General features: G+C 48.0%; 18 protein-coding genes and 1 pseudogene. 12 read left to right on the forward strand and 7 right to left on the reverse strand.

Features of this window, described 5'->3' with window-relative positions; all coding sequences use genetic code 11:
- Positions 1 to 375: 375 nt before the first annotated feature.
- Positions 376 to 1,647 (reverse strand): 3-phosphoshikimate 1-carboxyvinyltransferase, encoded by a 1,272-nt coding sequence (aroA, locus tag J4G07_06410; protein MCE2413620.1) that lies wholly within the window; start codon positions 1,645 to 1,647, stop codon positions 376 to 378.
- Between the two features lie 125 nt (positions 1,648 to 1,772).
- Positions 1,773 to 2,672, reverse strand: coding sequence for a dihydrodipicolinate synthase family protein (locus J4G07_06415; GenBank protein ID MCE2413621.1), 900 nt, complete (start codon positions 2,670 to 2,672; stop codon positions 1,773 to 1,775).
- A gap of 262 nt (positions 2,673 to 2,934) precedes the next feature.
- Here J4G07_06415 and J4G07_06420 point away from each other — a divergent pair, with 262 nt between their 5' ends.
- Positions 2,935 to 4,764, forward strand: coding sequence for a HAMP domain-containing protein (locus tag J4G07_06420; protein MCE2413622.1), 1,830 nt, complete (start codon positions 2,935 to 2,937; stop codon positions 4,762 to 4,764).
- Between the two features lie 295 nt (positions 4,765 to 5,059).
- Here J4G07_06420 and tenA read toward each other — a convergent pair whose 3' ends face one another.
- A complete protein-coding gene (gene tenA / locus J4G07_06425) occupies positions 5,060 to 5,737 on the reverse strand; it encodes a thiaminase II (protein ID MCE2413623.1) in 678 nt (225 codons plus the stop codon).
- A gap of 277 nt (positions 5,738 to 6,014) precedes the next feature.
- Between tenA and J4G07_06430 the strand changes: the two genes are divergently transcribed.
- Positions 6,015 to 6,902, forward strand: a complete 888-nt coding sequence (locus tag J4G07_06430; protein ID MCE2413624.1) for a hypothetical protein — start codon at positions 6,015 to 6,017, stop codon at positions 6,900 to 6,902.
- A gap of 164 nt (positions 6,903 to 7,066) precedes the next feature.
- Here the strand turns inward: J4G07_06430 and J4G07_06435 are convergent, their stop codons facing one another.
- The gene (locus J4G07_06435; protein ID MCE2413625.1) at positions 7,067 to 7,876 is read right to left on the reverse strand and encodes a LamG domain-containing protein; all 810 of its coding nucleotides are present in this window, start codon (positions 7,874 to 7,876) and stop codon (positions 7,067 to 7,069) included.
- Positions 7,873 to 9,981, reverse strand: a complete 2,109-nt coding sequence (locus tag J4G07_06440) for a hypothetical protein (GenBank protein ID MCE2413626.1) — start codon at positions 9,979 to 9,981, stop codon at positions 7,873 to 7,875. The genes J4G07_06435 and J4G07_06440 overlap by 4 nt, the downstream gene beginning before the upstream one ends.
- A gap of 195 nt (positions 9,982 to 10,176) precedes the next feature.
- On the opposite strand from J4G07_06440, the gene J4G07_06445 reads away from it, so the two are divergent.
- Positions 10,177 to 10,452 (forward strand): hypothetical protein, encoded by a 276-nt coding sequence (locus J4G07_06445; protein ID MCE2413627.1) that lies wholly within the window; start codon positions 10,177 to 10,179, stop codon positions 10,450 to 10,452.
- A gap of 53 nt (positions 10,453 to 10,505) precedes the next feature.
- On the opposite strand, the gene J4G07_06450 is transcribed toward J4G07_06445, so the two are convergent.
- On the reverse strand, positions 10,506 to 11,351 hold the full coding sequence (locus tag J4G07_06450; protein MCE2413628.1) for a hypothetical protein: 846 nt from the start codon (positions 11,349 to 11,351) through the stop codon (positions 10,506 to 10,508).
- 92 nt (positions 11,352 to 11,443) lie between these two features.
- Positions 11,444 to 12,253, reverse strand: coding sequence for a hypothetical protein (locus J4G07_06455; GenBank protein MCE2413629.1), 810 nt, complete (start codon positions 12,251 to 12,253; stop codon positions 11,444 to 11,446).
- Between the two features lie 501 nt (positions 12,254 to 12,754).
- Between J4G07_06455 and J4G07_06460 the strand changes: the two genes are divergently transcribed.
- From J4G07_06460 to J4G07_06500, 9 genes and pseudogenes are all read left to right on the forward strand, one after another.
- Entirely contained in the window at positions 12,755 to 14,338 is a 1,584-nt protein-coding gene (locus J4G07_06460) for an ATP-binding cassette domain-containing protein (GenBank protein ID MCE2413630.1), read from the forward strand.
- Between the two features lie 22 nt (positions 14,339 to 14,360).
- Complete coding sequence (gene tsaE / locus J4G07_06465; protein MCE2413631.1) at positions 14,361 to 14,879, forward strand: tRNA (adenosine(37)-N6)-threonylcarbamoyltransferase complex ATPase subunit type 1 TsaE; 519 nt, start codon at positions 14,361 to 14,363, stop codon at positions 14,877 to 14,879.
- A complete protein-coding gene (locus J4G07_06470; protein MCE2413632.1) occupies positions 14,833 to 16,035 on the forward strand; it encodes a glycosyltransferase family 4 protein in 1,203 nt (400 codons plus the stop codon). Before tsaE ends, J4G07_06470 begins: the two co-directional genes overlap by 47 nt.
- Positions 16,036 to 16,186: 151 nt before the next feature.
- Positions 16,187 to 17,203, forward strand: a complete 1,017-nt coding sequence (locus J4G07_06475) for a hypothetical protein (protein MCE2413633.1) — start codon at positions 16,187 to 16,189, stop codon at positions 17,201 to 17,203.
- A gap of 50 nt (positions 17,204 to 17,253) precedes the next feature.
- Positions 17,254 to 17,529: a toxin-antitoxin system HicB family antitoxin gene (locus J4G07_06480; GenBank protein ID MCE2413634.1), complete on the forward strand. Its 276-nt coding sequence runs from the start codon at positions 17,254 to 17,256 to the stop codon at positions 17,527 to 17,529.
- An 82-nt stretch (positions 17,530 to 17,611) separates the two neighbouring features.
- Positions 17,612 to 19,555: a hypothetical protein gene (locus tag J4G07_06485; GenBank protein MCE2413635.1), complete on the forward strand. Its 1,944-nt coding sequence runs from the start codon at positions 17,612 to 17,614 to the stop codon at positions 19,553 to 19,555.
- A gap of 85 nt (positions 19,556 to 19,640) precedes the next feature.
- Positions 19,641 to 19,907: pseudogene (locus J4G07_06490) on the forward strand (type II toxin-antitoxin system HicA family toxin).
- On the forward strand, positions 19,904 to 20,158 hold the full coding sequence (locus J4G07_06495) for a toxin-antitoxin system HicB family antitoxin (GenBank protein MCE2413636.1): 255 nt from the start codon (positions 19,904 to 19,906) through the stop codon (positions 20,156 to 20,158). The pseudogene J4G07_06490 and the gene J4G07_06495 overlap by 4 nt, the downstream one beginning before the upstream one ends.
- A gap of 59 nt (positions 20,159 to 20,217) precedes the next feature.
- A complete protein-coding gene (locus J4G07_06500) occupies positions 20,218 to 20,904 on the forward strand; it encodes a TIGR04282 family arsenosugar biosynthesis glycosyltransferase (protein MCE2413637.1) in 687 nt (228 codons plus the stop codon).
- Positions 20,905 to 20,918: the final 14 nt, after the last annotated feature.

Raw genomic sequence — 20,918 nt, forward strand, 5'->3', positions numbered from 1 at the left:
AGTTTGATTTATTGGGTAAGATATCAACACCGATGTGCGTAGTGTTCAGTTGTTTCGTTGGGTTTCGCTATATGTATTCTGTGAATAAGGTTCTGGAAATGGGCATCATACATATCAACTGGCGGATTCTTGGTTTCACCGCTCTACCCAACCTACGTATACATTACCTTTTTATTCTCGAACTCACGTTCCTATTCAGTTTTCGACTTTCTGTTAGCTTTGTGGGATAAATCGCGACCGGGAGGTCGCTCCTACGGAATAGTTGTCAGTTATCGGTTGTCAGTTAACACCCCTAACCCCCTTATCAGGGGGAATAAGAGTCGGGATTCGGAGATCCCTTCTACAGAAGAAGGAAATGATCTCATCCTCCAAAACTCAGGCGTACAATTCCTCAAACACGTCAAAATAAGTAGGGAAGGTTTTGCTGACGCAGTCTGGATCGTTAATACGTATTCCGCTCGCCTTTAGACCGACGAGTGAAAATGCCATCGCTATGCGGTGGTCCTCGTAGGTATCAATTGCGGCAGGGGTAATAGGGGCGGGTGAAATTTCGAGTCCATCTTGATGTTCAATGACAGGAACACCTAACTTTCGTAGTTCCGTCACCATTGCATGAATCCGATCGGTTTCTTGCCAGCGCGTGTGTTCAATGTTCCGGATGGTGACTTTGCTATCGGCAAAGGGTGCAATCGCGGCAAGGGTTAGGGACGTATCCGAAATCGTCCGCATATCCACATCGACACCGTTCAATTGGCGAGGACCGGTAAGGGTAATTCCATTGTCAGAAACAGTGACCTGACACCCCATTCGTTCCAAAATACGCACAAATTGGACATCGCCTTGCATGGAATCTAAGTGTAAATGCTGGACAGTGACGCGTCCTCCTGTGAGTGCGGCAGCTGCCAAGAAATAGGAGGCGTTGGAGGCATCGGGCTCAACGTTATAGATACGCGGCTGATACCGCTGCCCACCTGAAATCCGAAAATACTGATAGCCTTCGCTGACGACTTGGACACCAAACGCCTCCATGACTGATAGTGTAATGTCAATATAGGGCATTTCGCGATCCCCAACGACCTCAATCTCTACGTCGTTTTTAGCGGACGGTGCGATGAGCAGCAACGCCGTTAAGAATTGGCTGCTCTTAGAGACATCAAGTCGGGTCTTTCCACCCTCCAATCCGTTTGCCTCAATAATGACAGGCAGATGTCCATTGCCGAATTGTGAGCGTGCCGAAACCCCAATTTGTGTCAGCGCATCCAATAAATCGGAGATAGGGCGACCGTGTCGCATCGGTTCATCACCATCAATGACGAACCGCCCATGACCTAACGAAACGTAGGCGGTCAGCGAACGTGAAGTCGTCCCTGAGTTCCCGATATAGAGTTCGGCACTCGAAACCGGAATGTCCGCGCCATTTCCACGGACATCAAACCTCGTCTGCTTCTCATCAGCGTCAATCTCGACGCCGAGTTTCTGCAGGGCATTGCACATATAGCGTGTATCATCGCTGAAGAGAGCACCGGTTATGGTTGAAGCCCCGTGTGCCAACGCGGCGACTAATAACGCCCGATTGGTATAACTTTTGGAACCGGGAACCTTTATGGTGGCATCAATGGGTTTGCGAATTGGCTGTATCCGAATCATTTTTTAATTTTACCTTGCGGAGAACGACGCGGGTCTGTACTTTGGCGATTTTTGCTCAAGAGTCGCCTTCCACTTCGTTACAGGCTGCGTTTTCGCTGTAAATTCTTGTACCCTGAAAAACTCGTTCATTTGGCAATCCCTGCTTCCGATAATAATTGTCGAATCTCGTCCTTCACAGATTCATCAATAGGCAACAACGGACTCGTTGTATGGGCACTACAGACTCCCAAAATCTCCAGACACGCCTTCATACCGCTAACGCCCTGTCCATAGGTATATATTTTGCTCAGTCGCAGCAGCAACTTCTGTAACCGATGGACTTCGTCAATATCTCGCGCTTTTGCGGCGTTGTAGAGTGCGATAGATTCTTTCGGGGCAACGTTTGAAATCGAGACGACACCCCCATCAGCACCGAACAGGACCGCTGCGCCGAGCGCAGTATGCGAACCGAGCATGATAGAGAAATCCGTCCGGTCTCCGAGCCGAGCCAAGAGGTCGAGGCAGTTCGTCCAATCGCCGGAACTGTCCTTAATTCCAACAATATTCTCACAGGTCTCCGCGAGTTGGGTAACGACATAGGGTTTAATTGCGGTTTTGACAGTTGAAGGGATGTTGTAAATGAAAACGGGGAGTTCCGTGCTTGTAGCAACATCGTAAAAGAATTCAATCAGATCTGCATCGTCGGTGGAAGGGTAGTAGTAACCGGGTGTTGCAGCGACGGCATCAACGCCAAATTGTTCGGCAATTTTAATGTTTTGGATAACGCGCTGGGTGCTTGTGTCCATCACACCACAGATAACCGGGACACGACCCCCGATCGCTTTGATAGCGATGTCCATCGCCCGTTCGCGCTCTGTATCCGTTAACGTGGTAAATTCACCAGAGGTACCCAATAGATAGATGCCGTGGATACCGTTGTCAATCAAACGATTGAGTTGATTAATAAACCCAAGCTCATCAACGCGCTCTTTTTCATCAAGTGGCGTTATTGTCGGTGAAAAAATGCCTTCAAATCGAGTATTCATGAATCCACCTCATAGACAGTAATTGCTGTCTCACTCATAGATTTTGCAAGGAACACAGTATCGGATTAGTTATATGACTTAAGATTGCAGTGTAGCAGAATCTGATTTAGATGTCAAGAGAGCCGTTTCCGTTTGCAAATTATGCCGAAAACGTGCTATGATACAATTAAACTCAACCGGTTTAAAGACCCACATCAACAGGACATAGCAAACGTCAAATAAGTAGAAGATAGACAGTCCAGCCCGTCAAAAGGGAACCACAATGAACATCCGCACGCAACTGACCTTCAGATACATAGGCATCATGCTTTTAGTGTTACTTGCAATGTATTTCTATCTCGCTACGATGCTCAAAGACTCTATGAGCAGTCACATTACCAGCGAATTGGAAGTTCAGGCAGAATTGACTCGGGAATTCCTCATTGAAGAACTCCCCAGGAAGGATAACTTTACCTACGCCCTCATAGACCCACTCGTCGATAGACTCGGAAAGGCTAACAATGCCCGTGTAACCTTCATCGACTTGGATGGTGTTGTCTGGGGGGATACCGAACGGGATGGACAGGCACTCCGTGAAATGGACAATCACCTTACGCGTCCAGAGGTACAGGATGCCATCAAGAAAGGAAGCGGTATTCGAGAACGTTACAGCGATACAACCCAGACAGAATTTCGTTACTTTGCTCTTCCAATACATAGCAGCGTGGGTGCAGAAATTGCATCAGATGGAGAAGGAACTTTGATTGGCATCTGCCGCGTCGCGCTTCCGATGAAAGTTGTCAATACGGCGATCGGCAACATCCGACGAATGGCTCTCATTGCGAGTGTAGCAGGACTCGTTCTCGCAATCGTGTTCAGCGTCTTCAGCACCGGTGCCATCACTAAACCGATTGAGAAATTAACCCAGGTGACCCAATCGCTTGCTGCTGGTAACATCACCTCGCGTGTCCCCGTCGATTCAAGCAACGAACTGGGCCAACTTTCGCATAACTTTAACCTGATGGCAGACAGGATACAGGAACAGATTGACACAATCTCCGAAGAACACCGCCGTTCCGAAACCATTTTGACAAACATGGGCGAAGGTGTATTGCTCGTGAACGGGGCATCTGAGATTACTTACGCCAACCCAACGGCTATCTCTATGCTGGAACTGCCTGACGCTTATATCGGGAAAGCGTTGATTGAGATTAATCGGATTCCAGAATTACAAGCCCTCCTGAAAAAGGCAGAACAGACAGAAACCATCGCGTTCGCAGAAATTCAACTCGGTAACCTGAGAGAACCCGAAGCAGAGGTCACAGTTGTTCCGGTTTCTGCGGGGCAAGAGTACGTCATCGTTATCCACGATGTCACCAAGGAACGGCAATTAGAGCGGATTCGCGCCGACTTCGTGTCAAACGTTTCACACGAACTCCGCACGCCACTCACAACGATCCGAGGCTACGCCGAAACCCTACTCAGTGAGAATTCCGTTCGGACAAAGACAGGCGAACAGTTCCTCGTAAAAATTCTCAATCACTCTGCCCGACTTACAAGCTTAATTTCAGACCTGTTGGAACTCTCTCGGCTCGAGTTGGGTGAGGTAGAATTGAAACGCTCACCTTGCCACCTTAATACCTTCCACGAACCGATTTCAGACGTGTTTGAACCGCTATTAGAGGAATCAGGGTTGGTTTTAAAATGGGAGATTCCTGAAAAGTTCGCGAAGGTCAATGTAGATCGACAACTTTTTATGCAGGTTCTTGTGAACCTGATCGACAACGCCATTAAATATACACCGGATGGCGGAGCGATTACCGTATCGGCAACAATCTGTTCGAGCGATGGAATCAAGGGAGGGGATACAGCCTCGGAAGAGATCACCCTGCGTGTAGAAGATACAGGTATCGGTATCCCAATGGAATCCCAATCCCGCGTGTTTGAAAGGTTTTATCGTGTCGACAAAGGACGTGCGAGAGAGATGGGAGGCACTGGATTAGGGTTGGCAATCGCTAAACATATCGTTCTCTCCCACGATGGAAGAATATGGCTGGAAAGCACCCTTGGGCAAGGCAGCACATTCTATGTCGCTGTGCCTCTAACGGTATAAAGTTGGGTTTCACTCTGTTCTTGCGGATATATGGCAGCCTCTGGAATTTGAGGTGTGTTTGAAACATCGACATCTCTCCTCTCACCGCCGTTCTACCCAACCTACGGGATCACAGAAACCCTAAATTGACCCCTATGGTGCGGTTAGGAATGCAGATCGCATGAATCAGAATCAACGGTATGAAGTGCTTATGCACTTCCCGGGGTATGAAGGTTCTCCGTGTGGCATGAACCGGGGCGAGTACGCCGCAAAACCGCACCTATGGGGGAAATGCGTAAGTGCTAAACAAATACGGCTAAATTTTCCATGTCTCCTGCGTGTAAGCCATCTCCCAAAAAAGATATTCATAACGACTACTCAGCAAGAAGTAGTTTTTAATCCGTTCTTTTTGAGAGGCACTATGCTCCGCTGTGAGATTGTTGATCAGACCCCGCAACGACTCACCCAGCGATAGGAATTCAGGGGAGGCGTACATGTCAATCCACTCCTGATAGAGCGGTTCCGGCGAACCTCCTTGTTCGGCAAGCGTTGTGCCGATCTCGGCGTAACCCCACTGACACGGCAGAACACCGGCAACGAGATCCGCCAAAGCCCCGACCTGCGCAACATCAAGCAGATGCCGGGTATAAGCATGCGTCGTAGGTGCCATGGGCGCGGCTTCCATCTCAGTGGCGGAGATACCGAATTTTGCACAATACCCACGATGTAAATCCATCTCGGTGTTCAGTGTTGAATTGAGAAGCTCGGCAAACATCGCCATCGTCGCTTCATCGTGTGCCTTGATAACACCGTGTGCAAACACACGGCTATAGTCCAATAGGAAAAGGTAATCCTGAATGAGGTAGAACTTGAACTTTTCTGTCGGAAGACTGCCATCGGCAATACCCCGAACGAACGGATGCTTAAGGTCGGCTTCCCAAATCGGGGCAGCAGTGAGCCTGAGTTCATCGGTAAATTGTCCATTTTGTGCCATAGTCCTGTTGAAACTCCTTGCAAACATGCTATAATTTTAGCTGTGTATCATATAGGGTCATTTATGGTAAACTTTAGAATTAACTGTACACGCTGCACCGGCGAGGTTAGAATGCACATCGCATTTGGTCGAGTACGCCACAAAACCTCGCCTACCCGGGGAGGGGAGAATGTCTGCTTATTTTTTCTGGTTTACCATAGTCGGGAATCGGAGTTCCCTCCTACAGAAAAACTGAATCCCCTCATGTATCATACCCTAACAGGGAAAGGATGTCAAAATGTTTGAAAAACTCGGAATCGTAACGAATATCTGGTCTGAAGAGGTAGAAAATGGGGCGCGCTTCGATGAACTCATGGTAGAATTCGGCGCGAACGGATTTAAGGATATGGAGGTTCGTGAAGGCGATTACCTGCGCAATTCGGAAGTCGGGAAACTCATTGAACACCTCGAATCCGCGATGTCCGACTACACCGATGCGGAATACAAAACCATCTGCGATGTCATCTGGAGAAAACAATCCTACGAAACGAAACATCCGACACTCTTTAGGGAGATTGCATCGTTCGTTGAAAAAGCATCTGGACTCACTTTGAGTTATGCCATGTCCCATCCTTGGCTTTCATCCGCAAAGGACAGTGAAGCAGACACACAACAGATCGTTAAGGCGAAAAAGTTGGCGTACCTCCTCTGCCCTGCACGACCGCGGCTCCGACTCGTCGATCCCGTCACCGAAGGAGACATCGACGAACCCACTGCTATCGCCAATATAAAGCATTACAAAGCACTTCTCCCGGACTTTCCGATGATTTTTGCCGTAGAGAACGCGCGACAAACCGCCACACTGACCTTGAAGTTAGCCGTCGCGGGCGGTGCCAAACTCACCTATGACGAAACAAATACATATCGCGCTGACGGAACAACGGTGAACTCGCCAGACGAATTCTGGGGTACCGTCAAAATGACAGATCTCACCTCGGTACATTTCAAACAGAAAACGGAAGACGGTGTTCTCTCAGAAGTAGGTGACGGCTTCGTTGACTTTCAGGCAATCGCAGAACGCTTGAAAACACAAGACTATACCGGCGATCTGCTCCTTGAAAACACGCCGACTGCGCATTCTCTACAAGATGCTCTGCGAAGCCGGGAATATCTGCTGAGTTGCTAAGTTAGCGATGCATAATACGAAACAGATCAGGACTTACGCAATTTCGATTTTATCAGACTCTGTTAGATGGGAATTCTCGAAAAAAACGTCAATATCCTTGGAAACCCAAACTAAAAGTTTATGCTACAAAAGAGCCGCATGCGTAAGTCCTACAGATTTCTCGTCTATATCGTTTTAAGCTTACCCCATGTAGTAGCGAGCTTGGCTTTCGGAGAAACAGGCAATATTGTATCCAATCCGAGTTCCCGGATCATCTCTGTCTCTTCTAAGGTAAGTGCGATACCGTTGAAAAGGGCAACATGCGTAACCGAGACCGAAAAGAAGCCACCGGGGAGTTTATTACATTCCAAGAGACACCCCATAAGCAACGGATACGCCTCCTGCGTCAAGTCGTTTCCCTTGATAACTTTCACAGCGACTTCCTCACCATCTCTGTAGATAAAGGAATCGGCATCACGTGTGACAGACGCAGCAACAAACTGCCACGTGTTAACTTCCATCGTCCCCGCAGGACTGATAATACTTCCATTATCCGAACCGTTTGCTGAAGTCTCCAAACGGATCGCGCCAGGACCGGTATCCCCAATATCGAGGATCCAACCCCCATTCCAGCACCATGCGCCTTTGGAGATGATCCCTTTTCCATCACCCGGTGCAGCAGGATTCAACCATGCCACTAATGTGAAATCATTCTCCGCAACGTTGACGGTATCACTGTGTGGAATCTCAAGATAGTCGTCCTTACCATCAAACTTAAGGGCTGGACCGAGGTCGCTATCGACCCATTTTGGATCCCCCTCGATTGTCCCATCGTTGCCGTTACCTGAATGATCCTTAACCGTATTGCCTTTACCTTCATCAAAGAGCCACACACCAGCCAAAGTGCCTAAATCTATTTCAGCATAACCCAGCGCCGCTGAGGCAAGCAGTCCCCATATAAGGGCTGCGTATATCCAATTCGTATTAATTTTCATTTTCCTTCTCCTTTTGACAACCGTTTAACTGTGAATCCGTTCCACACCCAACGCTTTTTCCGTGTATAAATCACTTGTGTTAAACGTTCGTCGGTAATCGTAACGGTGTATCGTCTTTCAGCAGATTCATCTGCTGAAGTGAGACGGAGTTTCTGGAATTTCTTTTCGCCGTTCGCAATCAAGTTAATCTCCACGGGTGCGACAACCCCCGCGTGGAAATAGCATCTTATCTCATAAGTGCCATTGGGGAGTGCGACTCTGAAAACACCGTCCTCTTCACCCCAGAGGCTATCTTGATACAGCAGAAGATTTGATTCATCTCCTGCCAAGACATCGCGCAGGTCCGATGTAGGCTTCGGGTCTTCGGTATGCCAATATTTGAGTTCAAAACCACCGCCTCCGGTTTTATATTCATCCTCAACAGATTTCGACCACCATCCGAACCGTCCATCCGTATAGTCAGTGTCTTTGTATATAACGATGTGATTTTGAGCAGCCTTTCCATCATGCGGTTGCATGTCGAAAGTGAACGTTGTGGTGTCCGCCCATAATTGCGTATCCGGTGCTATACGCTTTCGTCGATAAAGCCGATTATAGTTCGTTGAATGGATGACTTCATATTCTGGAACAAGATCTCCAACGCCGTCATATTCTGTTCGCCAAACGAGGACGTAGTCAGGGATTACCTTTTTGTTTTTGTAGCGGAGCGGAAAATGATCCGTGTTGGGTTCATAGTTCTGAAGGTAGGCAACACCGTTTTCCAACGCCAGATACCCCTCTATATGCTCAAACGGAAGAATGTACTTGAAATCCCATTTCGCTGAATCAGGCGTACCGCCCCATGAACCCGGACGACTCGCGAGCACTGTGTTTGGTTCAATCATTTCAGCCGACGAGAGTGCCTCCTGGGCATCTCTGTCCAGCAGATAGTAAGTTTGGACGTAATAGCCGAGGTGCCATAACGATAAAAGAATCAGGACACCACTAAAGGCGTAGTCAACGAATCTATGAAGGTTGAAATTAAAAAATGGAAGGAGTGCCAGTAGAATGTAGATATGTATCCGATCGCTGATCCACATACCACCAGAGCGCAAACTCCACGGGGATTTGAAATAGAGGAACGTGAGTATCAATGCAATCAGTAAAAACGCGTCTGTCCGAGCCACAATTGCGGTAACGCCTGCATAACCTTGGTTTTCCGATTCCGACGAGGCACGGCGCGCGTAGAATTTTCGGATTTTATCAATCACGGTAAACAGAAAGGCGATTGCAAGCACAGTGAAGAGAAGGTTGCCTATTAGAATATGGGTATCTCGAAAGGAGACGATGGAACCGATGGAGAGAAAGTACTTCATCAATCCGTCAAAACTCCGATGGAAGCCACCGCCTTCGCGTTTCACGAGATAATAGGTCAGTAAGATTACATAAGCGGGGAGCATAGCCCCTAAAAAGAGCAAGATGGATTTCAGCTGCCCAGTCAACCGCACCCGAGAAGATGTGAAGGCTTCATAAACATAGAGGAAAACACCGAGGAATGTTATCGATACTGTCAGCAGCGCGTAGGATTGAAAGTGTGTAAGATAGACAAACGTAAGCCAAATATAGACCGTGACAAAGGCTCTTGGACTGAGTTTATCCTCACATCGCCACCACCAACCGAGCGCGAAGAAAAAGAGCGACACACTTAAGGCGAAGTTATAGAATCCCATGTGCAGCAAATAGTTATAGGCAAAAATGAAACCGACCAAGCAGAAGAACGTCTTGCTTTTTTGAATACCGTTGAGGAGATAGAGGAGAGAGAGCGGTAGGAGTCCTATGCAGAGGCTAAAGAATATCTTTTCGCAGATGAGCGGCGGAAAGATATACATAAGCCCCGCCATAACTACGTGGGAAGTCCAATTGGGAAAAAGTGTTGGATTGCGTTCGTGAACTTCCCGCAGCACGTAATTTTCGTGGTTGTGATATACTTTTAAGATGTGTGCGTTGTGGACATGGGCGGGTCCATCTTGGGTCCCGGTATACTTGAACAACCAAGTCGGCAAAACGTGTATCACCAAAAGCACAATTAAGACAATGTGCTGGATAGATAATCGACGCGCCTGCATAATTGCCTCGCTTTAATCAACCATCTTTTGCATGAATAGAACCGCACTGTTTCTATTCTACAAGAACTTTGCCGTGAAGTCAACAAAAACTGTGTGGAATGGGAATCAGCAGTCAGCAATCAGCGGTCAGCAACCCCGTAACCCCTTTTCAGGGGAATAGTGGGCGGAGAACCCTCGAAAGGAGAAGGTTTCCGCGTGTGGGAAACCTTCCAAAACCCTACTACTATTCGTCAGTCGGGAATCGGAGTTCCCTCCTACAAATTAGCCATCAGCAGTCAGCAGTCAGCGATCAGTCAGACAGTCGGTGTTGTTAGACGCAAACCTCTTTACCGATGGTTTCCGATAGCCAATATTATCGGGAATGGGAGTTCCTTCCTACAGGAGACCATGGTGAATTATAGAATTCCTTATACACTAAAGATGGGCGAGGATACAATCCTCGCCAGCGGTGGTGGAGGCGGTGTTCCGTGAAATGTATACATATTTTGATAATTCACCATAAATGCCCTTATGTGGATAAAGCACTAAAACGGTGAGTCTTGGGCTTGTGTATTTTCTGCTGGCGCGCCATCGGAAGACGCAGTCCCCTGATTCGCGGGTTGATCAGATTCAGGGACTTCGCTCTGCTGTGCAGCGGTTGTTAGCTGCTTTATACGTTCGCAGAGATCATCTAACAACTGTGGTGACGTTTCCGCGGCTTTCAGTTCAGCAGAAAGCTGCGTCCACTGTATCTCGCTCATATCGTTTCGAGATTCCACACTATATTTACGTTTGATGTAATCCCAAAGGTCTGCCTTACTGATACCCTTTCCTTCGAGAGGTCCCGCGAGATTGTTAGCGATTGCGAAAGCCGCCTTTTGAGCGTTAGCGATATTTCCACCACCTTGTTGTAATTGAGGCTGTTGTGTCGCATTGCCACCGCCTGTTTTTCGGTTCAGGTAGAAGTTCAGAACTTCGCGGATGACCGGCACGGGTATCAGCTGTTTAATTGCGTTGCGTTGCGCTTTATGAATTGCTTTGGTGAAGGCAAACGGATCGGAACGCCCCCCAGCCATCTTCAGTTGCTCATAGGCACCGTAACGAGACGAACCGGTGATTGTATCAACTGCTTTGGCAGTAGCGATCCAAGAATGCTCACGTTCCTCATAATCGATCTCTTCGATCTGGATACCGCCACGGCGATTTGCGGCTTCGTTAATACCGGCTAAAGTCAACCCTTCAACAGTCCGTCCGCCCTGTTTGAAGGAATAGACATAATCCTGAATCGTCTGCCCCGTCATCAACTCAATGATCGCTTGGTCATCCACCTGATCGACGACTTCATATTCGGCGGTAACTGGAACCATTTCGTCCTTTTTTTCTTCAGCCATGATGTCCTCCTATTTCCAAATACACCAGATTTCTAAATATATAATTAGTATAACATATCTTTAGATATATATCAAAAAAAAATACGACTTCGTTAATCGTTCGCAATGCCGGTAGTAATCTCGACCTGGACACCATCTGTTACGATGCTTTCAACGTAGAGTGTGAATGTATACATCTGAGAGTTCTCGTATTTTTGAAGTTTGGAAGGAAAGAGACCATCGCCCGCAATATCATCTATAATCCAAAATGTAACATCCTTATCATTTGTGTCAAGCGTCATCGCGCCTGAAAAATTTTTTACCAATTCGGGGTCCACATCATCTCCAATTCCCAGCAGTTCATTTAGCCTCTTAAGTGAAACGGTCTCATTATGAATACGCACTGTTTTCCCAACATAATGCTGACCACCCGTCACAATTTGTTCAAGCGTCGTGTCAATAACTTCGATATCGGCTTTCGCGGTGTGCTCAGGGACATCAGACCAGATAGTGAAAAAATGATTTTCATCTGCGGTTGTGCCTTCGGAAATGTCTTTTATCAGCAGTGTGAAGGTGTAAGTTGTATGACCGCGAATATGTCCGAGATCGCTCTCCATGTAATTTGAATAATAGTGTCGCAGAAACTTAGCGTCCGGGTCGGTGATGAAAAAACGGACTTTATCGTGATGCGTAAACAATTCTAACGTTGGCGGCTGCCCATCAGCACTCGGATAAATTCTGCCAGCGGCGGTAATCGTAACCGTCTGTCCCCTGTATTTTGAGTTGACACCGTTGACTTCAATATCGTTGACAATATCAGTGAGGGTGACAGGTCCGATGTTGAGGGTTTTCTGATGAAATTTCGCACACCCTCCGAAGATAACAATGGCAAAGCAGGCACATAAAGATGTAAACAGTTTCATGTTTTTTAATTTTACCTTACCGACTTTTAATTTCACCCTGAGGAGGAACAACGCACGTCCTATCTATCAAGGGCGTTTCTTGAATCCGCCTGCGTGTTTTTGCTTGGGGTTTTTGCTTGGGCGTTTCTGCGGATTTCTGCGTATTGTTGCAGGCTACTGTTTGGTTTAAGAATTATAACGGCTCTGACTTAAGATGTCAAATTATATGGGAAACCCATCCAATTTCCTGAAAAAATACCACTCTCTGTGCTCAGAACTATTTAGGAGAGGTTACGGCACGCGGATGAAGATTAAGAATTTAATCGGGTAGTTTTTACCGATATCCGGTGCGGTTGGGAAACCGCACCTACCGGGTTTGGGATAAAAACTGGACCTAAAAACGTAAAACTGAATAGCCCTAAATACCTCTGCTATAGGCTTGATCTGTATTCCGAATTCTGCTATAATAACAACAAACCCAGCACGGAGCATTGATGAACAGTGACAAGCCCATTTCTCCACATGCAAGCAATTACCAAAGATTTCCCCGGCGTGCGTGCCTTAGACGATGTCTCTTTCGAGGTGCGTCCGGGTGAAATACATGCCTTGTGTGGAGAAAACGGGGCGGGCAAATCGACGTTAATTAAGATCCTCGGTGGTGTTTACCCGTACGGAACCTACGAGGGACAATTGCACATCAACGGAAACGAGCTGCGGTTCCATACCGTGCGCGACGCAGAACGTGCTGGAATCGCTATCATCCATCAGGAACTGGCACTTATTCCAGAGATGACAGTCGCTGAGAACATTTATCTCGGCAAGGAGCCGTGCCAATTCGGGACCATTAACAAGCATCATCTCTATCATGAAGCGGGTGAACTCCTGTCCCAGTTCGGATTAACAATTCCACTCCATAAACACGTCCATGAACTCGGTATCGGACAACAACAACTCGTAGAGATTGCCAAAGCTTTAGGGCGCAGCTTGCAACCCCATATTGAGCAGCGGCGCAGCTTGCAAGCGGACATCGAATCGGAAAGCAGTGCATTGTTACTCGTGCTGGACGAACCGACAGCCGCTTTGACCGAAAGTGAAGTAGGCATCCTTCGACAGATTCTAACGCAACTTCGAGAAAAGGGTGTAGCCTGTATTTATATTACCCATAAACTCAAGGAGATTTTTCAGATCGCTGACCGGGTGACAGTGCTAAGGGACGGCAAAACAGTCGCAACGCAATCGATTAAATCGCCTGAATGCACCGAAGAGGCGCTCATCTCACAGATGGTCGGACGCGAGTTAACCGCGCTGTTTCCAAAACGGCGAGCCACTGCTCCTGATGAAAACGGGTCAAGTCGAGAAGACGCAGCCCTACGAGTGGAAAACTTAAGCACCTCCCCATCGGAACCGCCGCAGCTGGAAGACATCAATTTTGAGGTGCGACGCGGGGAAATCCTCGGCATTGCAGGCTTAATGGGCGCAGGAAGGACAGAATTGATTAGTACGATTTTTGGTGCTTACGAGGGTAGATGGCGCGGAGAAATCGTCATAGATGGTGCCACTGTTCAGATTCACTCGCCGCGCGAGGCGATACAGCACGGAATCGCACTCGTCAGTGAGGATCGGAAACGCTATGGACTCCTTTTAGATGTGGATGTTGTCCGCAACATGACGCTTGCGAGCCTCGGTTCATCGTCAGACATCGCATCATACGGGATCATTAATGACAACACGGCACTTGAAAAAAGCGAGTACTATGTGGACTCTCTCCAGATTAAGACGACTTCACTTGAGGTTCCTGTGAACCATCTCAGCGGTGGGAACCAGCAGAAAGTCGTTCTCAGCAAATGGTTGATGACGCATCCGAAGGTGTTATTTCTTGATGAACCGACACGCGGGATTGATGTCGGTGCGAAAGCAGAAATTCACACGTTGATGGCAAAACTCGCGCAAGAGGGGGTCGCGATCGTGTTTGTCTCCTCCGAACTCCCAGAAATCCTTGGCATGAGCGATCGGGTCATCGTGCTCCATGAAGGCAAAATCACGGGTGAATTTATCAACGATAATCTGACACAAGCGGACATTTTGCGATGTGCCGCTGGTGCGTGAGTCCCCTATAACCTTAAGTCATATGAAATCACAACGAGAAATGGAAAACAGAAACGAAACGTTTAAAACAGAAAGCCCAGAGGAAACGCAAATCCTCGGCGAAAAACTGGGCAAAACGCTCAAGCGGGGAGATGTCATCGCACTCGTCGGCGACCTCGGCACCGGTAAGACCTGTTTGACACAAGGCATCGCGCGCGGTGTCGGTATCGCTCGAGATGAAGTCGTCAACAGCCCTTCCTATATCCTGATTAACGAATATAATGGGACAATACCGATATATCACATCGATCTGTACCGACTCGAAAACAGGGCAGAGATTGCCGAACTCGGACTTAGCGAATATATTGACGGCGATGGAATTTGCATCATTGAGTGGGCAGAACGAATAACAGATTCACTGCCCGAAACCTGTATAAAGATACAGATAACGCTTGCAGATACTCACACCTCACACAGCGATGAAGTCCGTGAGTCAATATCACAAACCCCTGAAGATGAAAACATCCGACACATCGAAATCCAATATCCTATATCTCGATAGCGGTTCGGGCATCGGAGGCGGACAACGCAGTCTGCTACTGCTGCTGAATCTATTAGATAAGGATCGCTTCACGCCGTTTGTCGGGTGCCTCGGCGATAGCCCTTTCGCAACGGAGGTAGAAAAGACAGATGCCAGCGTTGTTCCACTGTCCCTACCCGGGGCACATAACAAAACCGATAAGGTCCGACGATTTACCCTCGGCGACCTACTTGAAGACTTCCGACAACTTGGGGTTATTCTTCAACTTCATCGGATGGTAAAACGGTATGCGATCGACCTGATTCATGCAAACTCGCTGTCGGTAGCACTTCTCGGCGGTATCGTTGCGAGGATAAACCGTATCCCCATCCTGATGCACAAACGCTACGCGACTTCCTACGGCATTTTGGACCGGATTTGCGAAAGACTTTTGCACCGCGTGATCCTCGTTTCGGAGGCAACCCGCTGGAATTTCGCGCCGTCAACAAAACAGACGTTAATCTATAACGGGGTCAACTTAGACGCTTTTCAGGCATCCGCAGAAGAGGTGGAAGCCCTCCGAGAAGAACTCCTGTCCGATGCTTCTGATACTTCAATCGTCACGGGAGTCGTGACTCGGATTACGCCGGAGAAAGGCATTCATTTTTTAGTCAGAGCAATAGCAGACCTGAAAGAAAAAATAGACAGCAAACTGTTGATCGTTGGTGGTCCTTATTTCGAAAAAGATGTTGACTACATGAATGAACTGAAACAGGAAGTTATAGATTTAGGTGTTGCAGACTCCGTCATTTTCACCGGATTTTTGTCAGATACGCGGGTGGTTACAAGCCTCCTTGATATCGTGTTGGTGCCATCTATTATTCCAGAGGCATGTCCACGCACCATCATTGAAGCGATGGCAGTCGGCAGACCGGTCATTTCCACGCCACTCGGTGGAAGTAAAGAACTCGTCACCCCCGAAACCGGGATCTTAGTGCCGCCTGAAGATGCCTCAGCGATTGCGGATGCCATCGCAAGTCTCGCAACTGATCGAGAACGATTGCGGACAATGGAGGAAGCCTCCCGCAACCGTGCGGAGCAGTTGTTTAGTAGCGAAAAGAACACAGCATTGACGGAGGCAGTCTACACTGAACTGTTGGCAGCACCAAGACGGACGCACAAAACGGATATTGCATGACAGAAGGATGGAAGAAGGGGATGGAAGGATGGAAGAAAGAGGGAAGAATAGGCAACCAGTCTTTCAATCTTCCGATTCTGATAGGAAAGGAAGGGATTTTGCGTAAATCCTAAGCGTATTAAGAGATTCCTTCACAGCCAAAGGAGCTATTATGAGAGACAAAACAGTGAGCCCACCACAAGGTGCACAAGCCAGCCAAGGGCAGGTGAGACAAGTGTCCCAACTATTTGGTGAAGCTATCGGCGACACACCTGAGTGGGTCGAAATCCATCGCACCAACGATGAATGGGAAATAAGACTCATCCAAGCCAGTTTGAGTGCACAACAGATCCGATGTCGCCCCATCGAGTTAAGAGAGGAACGCCAAACCGCACTCCTCGTTGAACCCGAACACGAAGTGGAAGCCATGGAACTGATAAGCCGCATTGACGCGATCGTCACGGATAATGAAATGGCGACGCGATCTGAAGAAACAGCGGAAGCACTTAAACAACGCGACATGACTGTCGTTCAGGAAGACACACGTCAACAGACGGATCTCGGTGATTCGACAGAAATCGTCCTCGCCGAACGTGAAAGTATCGGGAGCGTCGTCTATGTAACCGGAAAAGGATACGAACTCCGTGCCGGTCCTGAACCTTATGTCACTGTCTCTGAGAACGACTGGGAAGAGTTCACAGACTTTAGCGCGCAACGTCAAGAGTTCGTAATCCTGCTGCGTCACGAATACCCCGATCTCTTTGAGTGGATCCAAGACGGAAAACACCTCGCAGAATTCATCCGTCTCATCGAGATGACGTATCAAGAGGGGGCACCGACGCTTCCACATCGATCCAGGGGCACGACTGATGCTGACGAGTTCGATGCGACCCCTTATCATCCGCTGGCTCAACTAAGCCTCACTGTCGCAGTGATTTCACTCATTGCGGTGCTTTTTCAGATTCCGTGGCAGGTAAACCTTGTGTTCGCGGTCGTTGCTGTGGCATCGGCGGTTATCGCCAAATACCAGATTGATGTCAGCGACGGAAAATCAACAGGTGTTCCGATGGCTCTGAGCGCGATTGTGCTGGCGTGTCTCGTCGTCGTGTTTGCGTGGTGGCTGAGCCAGCGTCCTGAACCAGTAGAGCCAGAGAGACCCTCCGCCCGCGAGGCGATTGAAGATCGATAAGGTCGTGCGAAAAGTCAGTCAATTGTCTGAATTAGGATAACCCCCTAAGTATGAATGTACGCTTAAATAACATTATGAAGACGATGACCTACAAAGGCTATACCGCGAAAATTATCTACAGCGATGAAGATGAATGCTTCGTCGGTCACATTGTCAATATTGACGCAATATCAGGTTTTCACGGCGATACCGACGAAGAATTACGCGACGCTTTTGAAAACATGGTAGACCTCTATATTGAGGTATTGGAAGAACGAAAAAACCCGCCGCAAAAGCATGATACTGGTGGTTTTTGGGCACGCCTCCGTGAAGTTTTCCACCTGTAGAAATAACACCTTCGCTGTCTACACTTGAGATGGTTAGTTCTGGTTCACGCAAGGGAATTCTACCCATAGGCGGAAGGCGGCCATGCCAGAAAAAAGACATCAATCCCAAATCGGTACTGAAACAACGTCGCTCCTTCCACCGCTCGCGATAGGTGTGCTCTTAATTCTTCTCAACGCATTTTGGATTGCCTTAGTTAGCGGTATCCACCATTCCTTGAATCCGGCTTATGCCTCTCTGTTTATTGCCCCAATCGTTAACCTCTTTTTTTTGGTCCTACTCAATACACTGCTAAAGCGGATCCGTCCACAACTTTTTCTGAACCGGGCGCAACTCCTTTTAGTTTACCAGATGCTGGTAATGCTGTGTGTGGTCTCCGGGCACAACCCGATGGACTTCATCCTCGGAATCCTGGCGCATCCGTTCTGGTTCGCCACCTTTGAAAACGAATACGCAACCCTCTTTCATCGGTATATCCCGCCTTGGTTCACGGTCCAAGATAAAGGTGCACTTATAGGTTTCTTTGAAGGGAACTCGACCCTATACACACCGAGACACCTATTTGCATGGATAGGTCCCGTGCTGCTTTGGTCGTTTGTCACGTTCGTTCTCTTTTTCATCCTGATGTGTTTCAACAGCATCCAGCGTTTGCAGTGGAGCGAACGGGAACGCCTGAGTTATCCGATTGCACAACTCCCTATAGAGATGACCACACCACAATTTTTTTCGAGAAGATTACTGTGGCTTGGGTTCAGCATCTGCGCGGTGATCGAACTCCTCAACGGCGTGCACTATCTTTATCCGTTTGTGCCGGGCGTGCCTCTCAAAATACCCGACTTCGGAGCGAAAATTTTCACGACGAAACCTTGGAACGCGATTGGATGGTTACCGCTCTTCTTTTATCCTTGGGTTATCGCATTGACCTTCTTCGTGCCACTGGAACTCTCGTTTTCGGTGTGGTTCTTTTTTCTATTCACAAAATTTCAGTTGATTGTAGGGAGCATCGGGGGTTGGAAATCACTGCAAGGTTTTCCTTACTACAATCAACAAGGAATCGGTGCCTGGTTGACCCTTGGAATTCTCATCCTATGGACGAGTCGTAAACACCTCAAAACAGTATGTACGACGGTTTTGAAGCCTTCTGGAAACAGCACTGCAACCTCCAATAATGAACCGTTTCAATATCGCACTGCGTTACTCGGCATCTTGGTAGGCACGACGCTCCTCGTCATTATTTTTCAACAGGCGGGTATGTCGGTTGGAATTCTCCTCGCCTTTCTATGCCTCTACTTCCTGATGTCCATCGCCATCACGTATGCAAGAGCGGCAGTCGGTGTGCCGTATCATGAAGTCATTTGGACACATCCACCATTGATGATTGTATCGGTTTTAGGTGCGCGACGGACGGGCGCGGCGAATTTGACGCTTTTCTCTTTTTTATATCCCTACGTTCGGGACAACGTCTCGCATCCAATGCCGAGTCAATTAGAAGGCTTCAAAATGGCGGAGCGCGCACCGGTTTCTCAGAAAAAGATGGCGATCGCTATGATCGTTGGCCTATTGGTTGCCATCCCTGTCTCGTTCTGGGCGTATTTGCACCTCATCTATCAACACGGTGCAGTGCGAACTGAGGGATACATTATCGGTATCGGTATTGAAACCTTTGAACGTATGCTATTACCGTGGCTACAACAACCACATACCACAGATAGCACAGGATTGAGTTTCACGGCATTCGCCTCGCTGTTCACGCTGGGACTCATGTTTCTGAGAAGACAGTTTATCTGGTTCCCTTTCCATCCAACGGGCTACGCGCTCGGTTTATCAGCAGGAATGGTTTGGGTCTGGAGCGCGATCTGTGTCGGTTGGATCATCAAGGCGGTCCTCCTCAAATTCGGGGGATTACGAACCTATCGGAAGGCTGCCCCCTTCTTTGTTGGCGTAATTTTGGGCGATTTTCTGATCGGAACGTTTTGGAGTTTCATCGGTGCGATTTTCGGGATACCGGTGTATCGGGTTTGGTATTAAGGACTGTGGGTGAACTGAATTTTTATTTGACACCCCAACCGGTATATGGTAGAGTTAAGAGGCAAAGCATACCCACGGTTAGCGTATGAATGTCCGTCTAAGCAAAAAGCATCAAAAAACGCTGGAGGCTATTTTCAGGGCATAAACCCCAGCAACGTTGCAGTGGCGGCGGATTGAAGCCCTTTTCATGGCACTTGGTGCAATAAAAGAAGAAGGACGCGGATCGTCGGTTAATTTTAAATTGAAAGGGAAAACTACCACGTTCCATCGACCTCATAACCGAAAAGAGGCAAACAGATATCAAGTCCGCGATGCACGAAACTTTCTAAAACAAGTAGGAATAATACCGTGAAGACAATGACATACAGAGGACATACAGCGAAAATTATCTATAGTGACGAAGATGAGTGTTTTGTGGGCCATGTCATCAATATTGGTGACGATATTATAAGTTTCCACGGGGACACAGATGCAGAGTTGCGTGTTGCCTTTGAAGACGTGGTGGATCTTCACATCAAAGTTAAAAACCAACCAGAAAATCCGCCGCAAAAGCACTTCGCGGAAAGGTTTCTGTCGCGTCTACGTCAAGCACTTCATCTGTAAGAACAGAGCGTTACCCATCCACCATAGGAATAAAGCCATGAAAGTAAGGAATTTTACTGGTGAAGACATGTGTCATTGTTTTTGCTAAGAATCCGGTGCCGAATCAGGTCAAGACGCGGCTTGTCCCACCCTTCTCACCGGAACAAGCGGCGACATTGTATACGGCGTTTCTCGTAGATTGGTGCGATACACTCGCCAAACTTCCCGATGTGGATTTAATCATCGCGTATACACCCGCGGAGGCAGAATCCGATTTACAAACGCTCATCGGAGAAGATGCCATCTACATCCCACAAATTGGCGATGATCTTGGGGGACGGCTCGCTTCAGCGACACAGTGGGCAGCCGAACAGGAATATACAAAGATTTTACTCGTCGGATCGGATAGTCCGACACTACCGATTTCATATATTTCAAAAGCATTCACACTGCTCGACTCGCGGGATATTGTCGTTGGACCGAGTACAGATGGCGGCTATTACCTGATCGGCTTTTCAGCAACACACATAACGATGGCGGTACCATTTATATTTGAAGAAATCGCATGGAGCACGGCAGATGTCTTTCAACAAACAGTGGCAAGTATTTGTTCTCTAAAAGTGACCTTCGGACTTCTACCGCTGTGGTATGATATAGATACGGCTGAAGATTTGGCGTTTCTGCATGCCCATATATCGGCGATGCGGCTCGCGGGCGATACGGTGCAAGCCGTTAGAACAGAATCTCTATTGACAGAACTACTTTGATAAAAAAGGAGAAT

The sequence above is a fragment of the Candidatus Poribacteria bacterium genome (assembly GCA_021295715.1).
Taxonomy (GTDB): domain Bacteria; phylum Poribacteria; class WGA-4E; order WGA-4E; family WGA-3G; genus WGA-3G.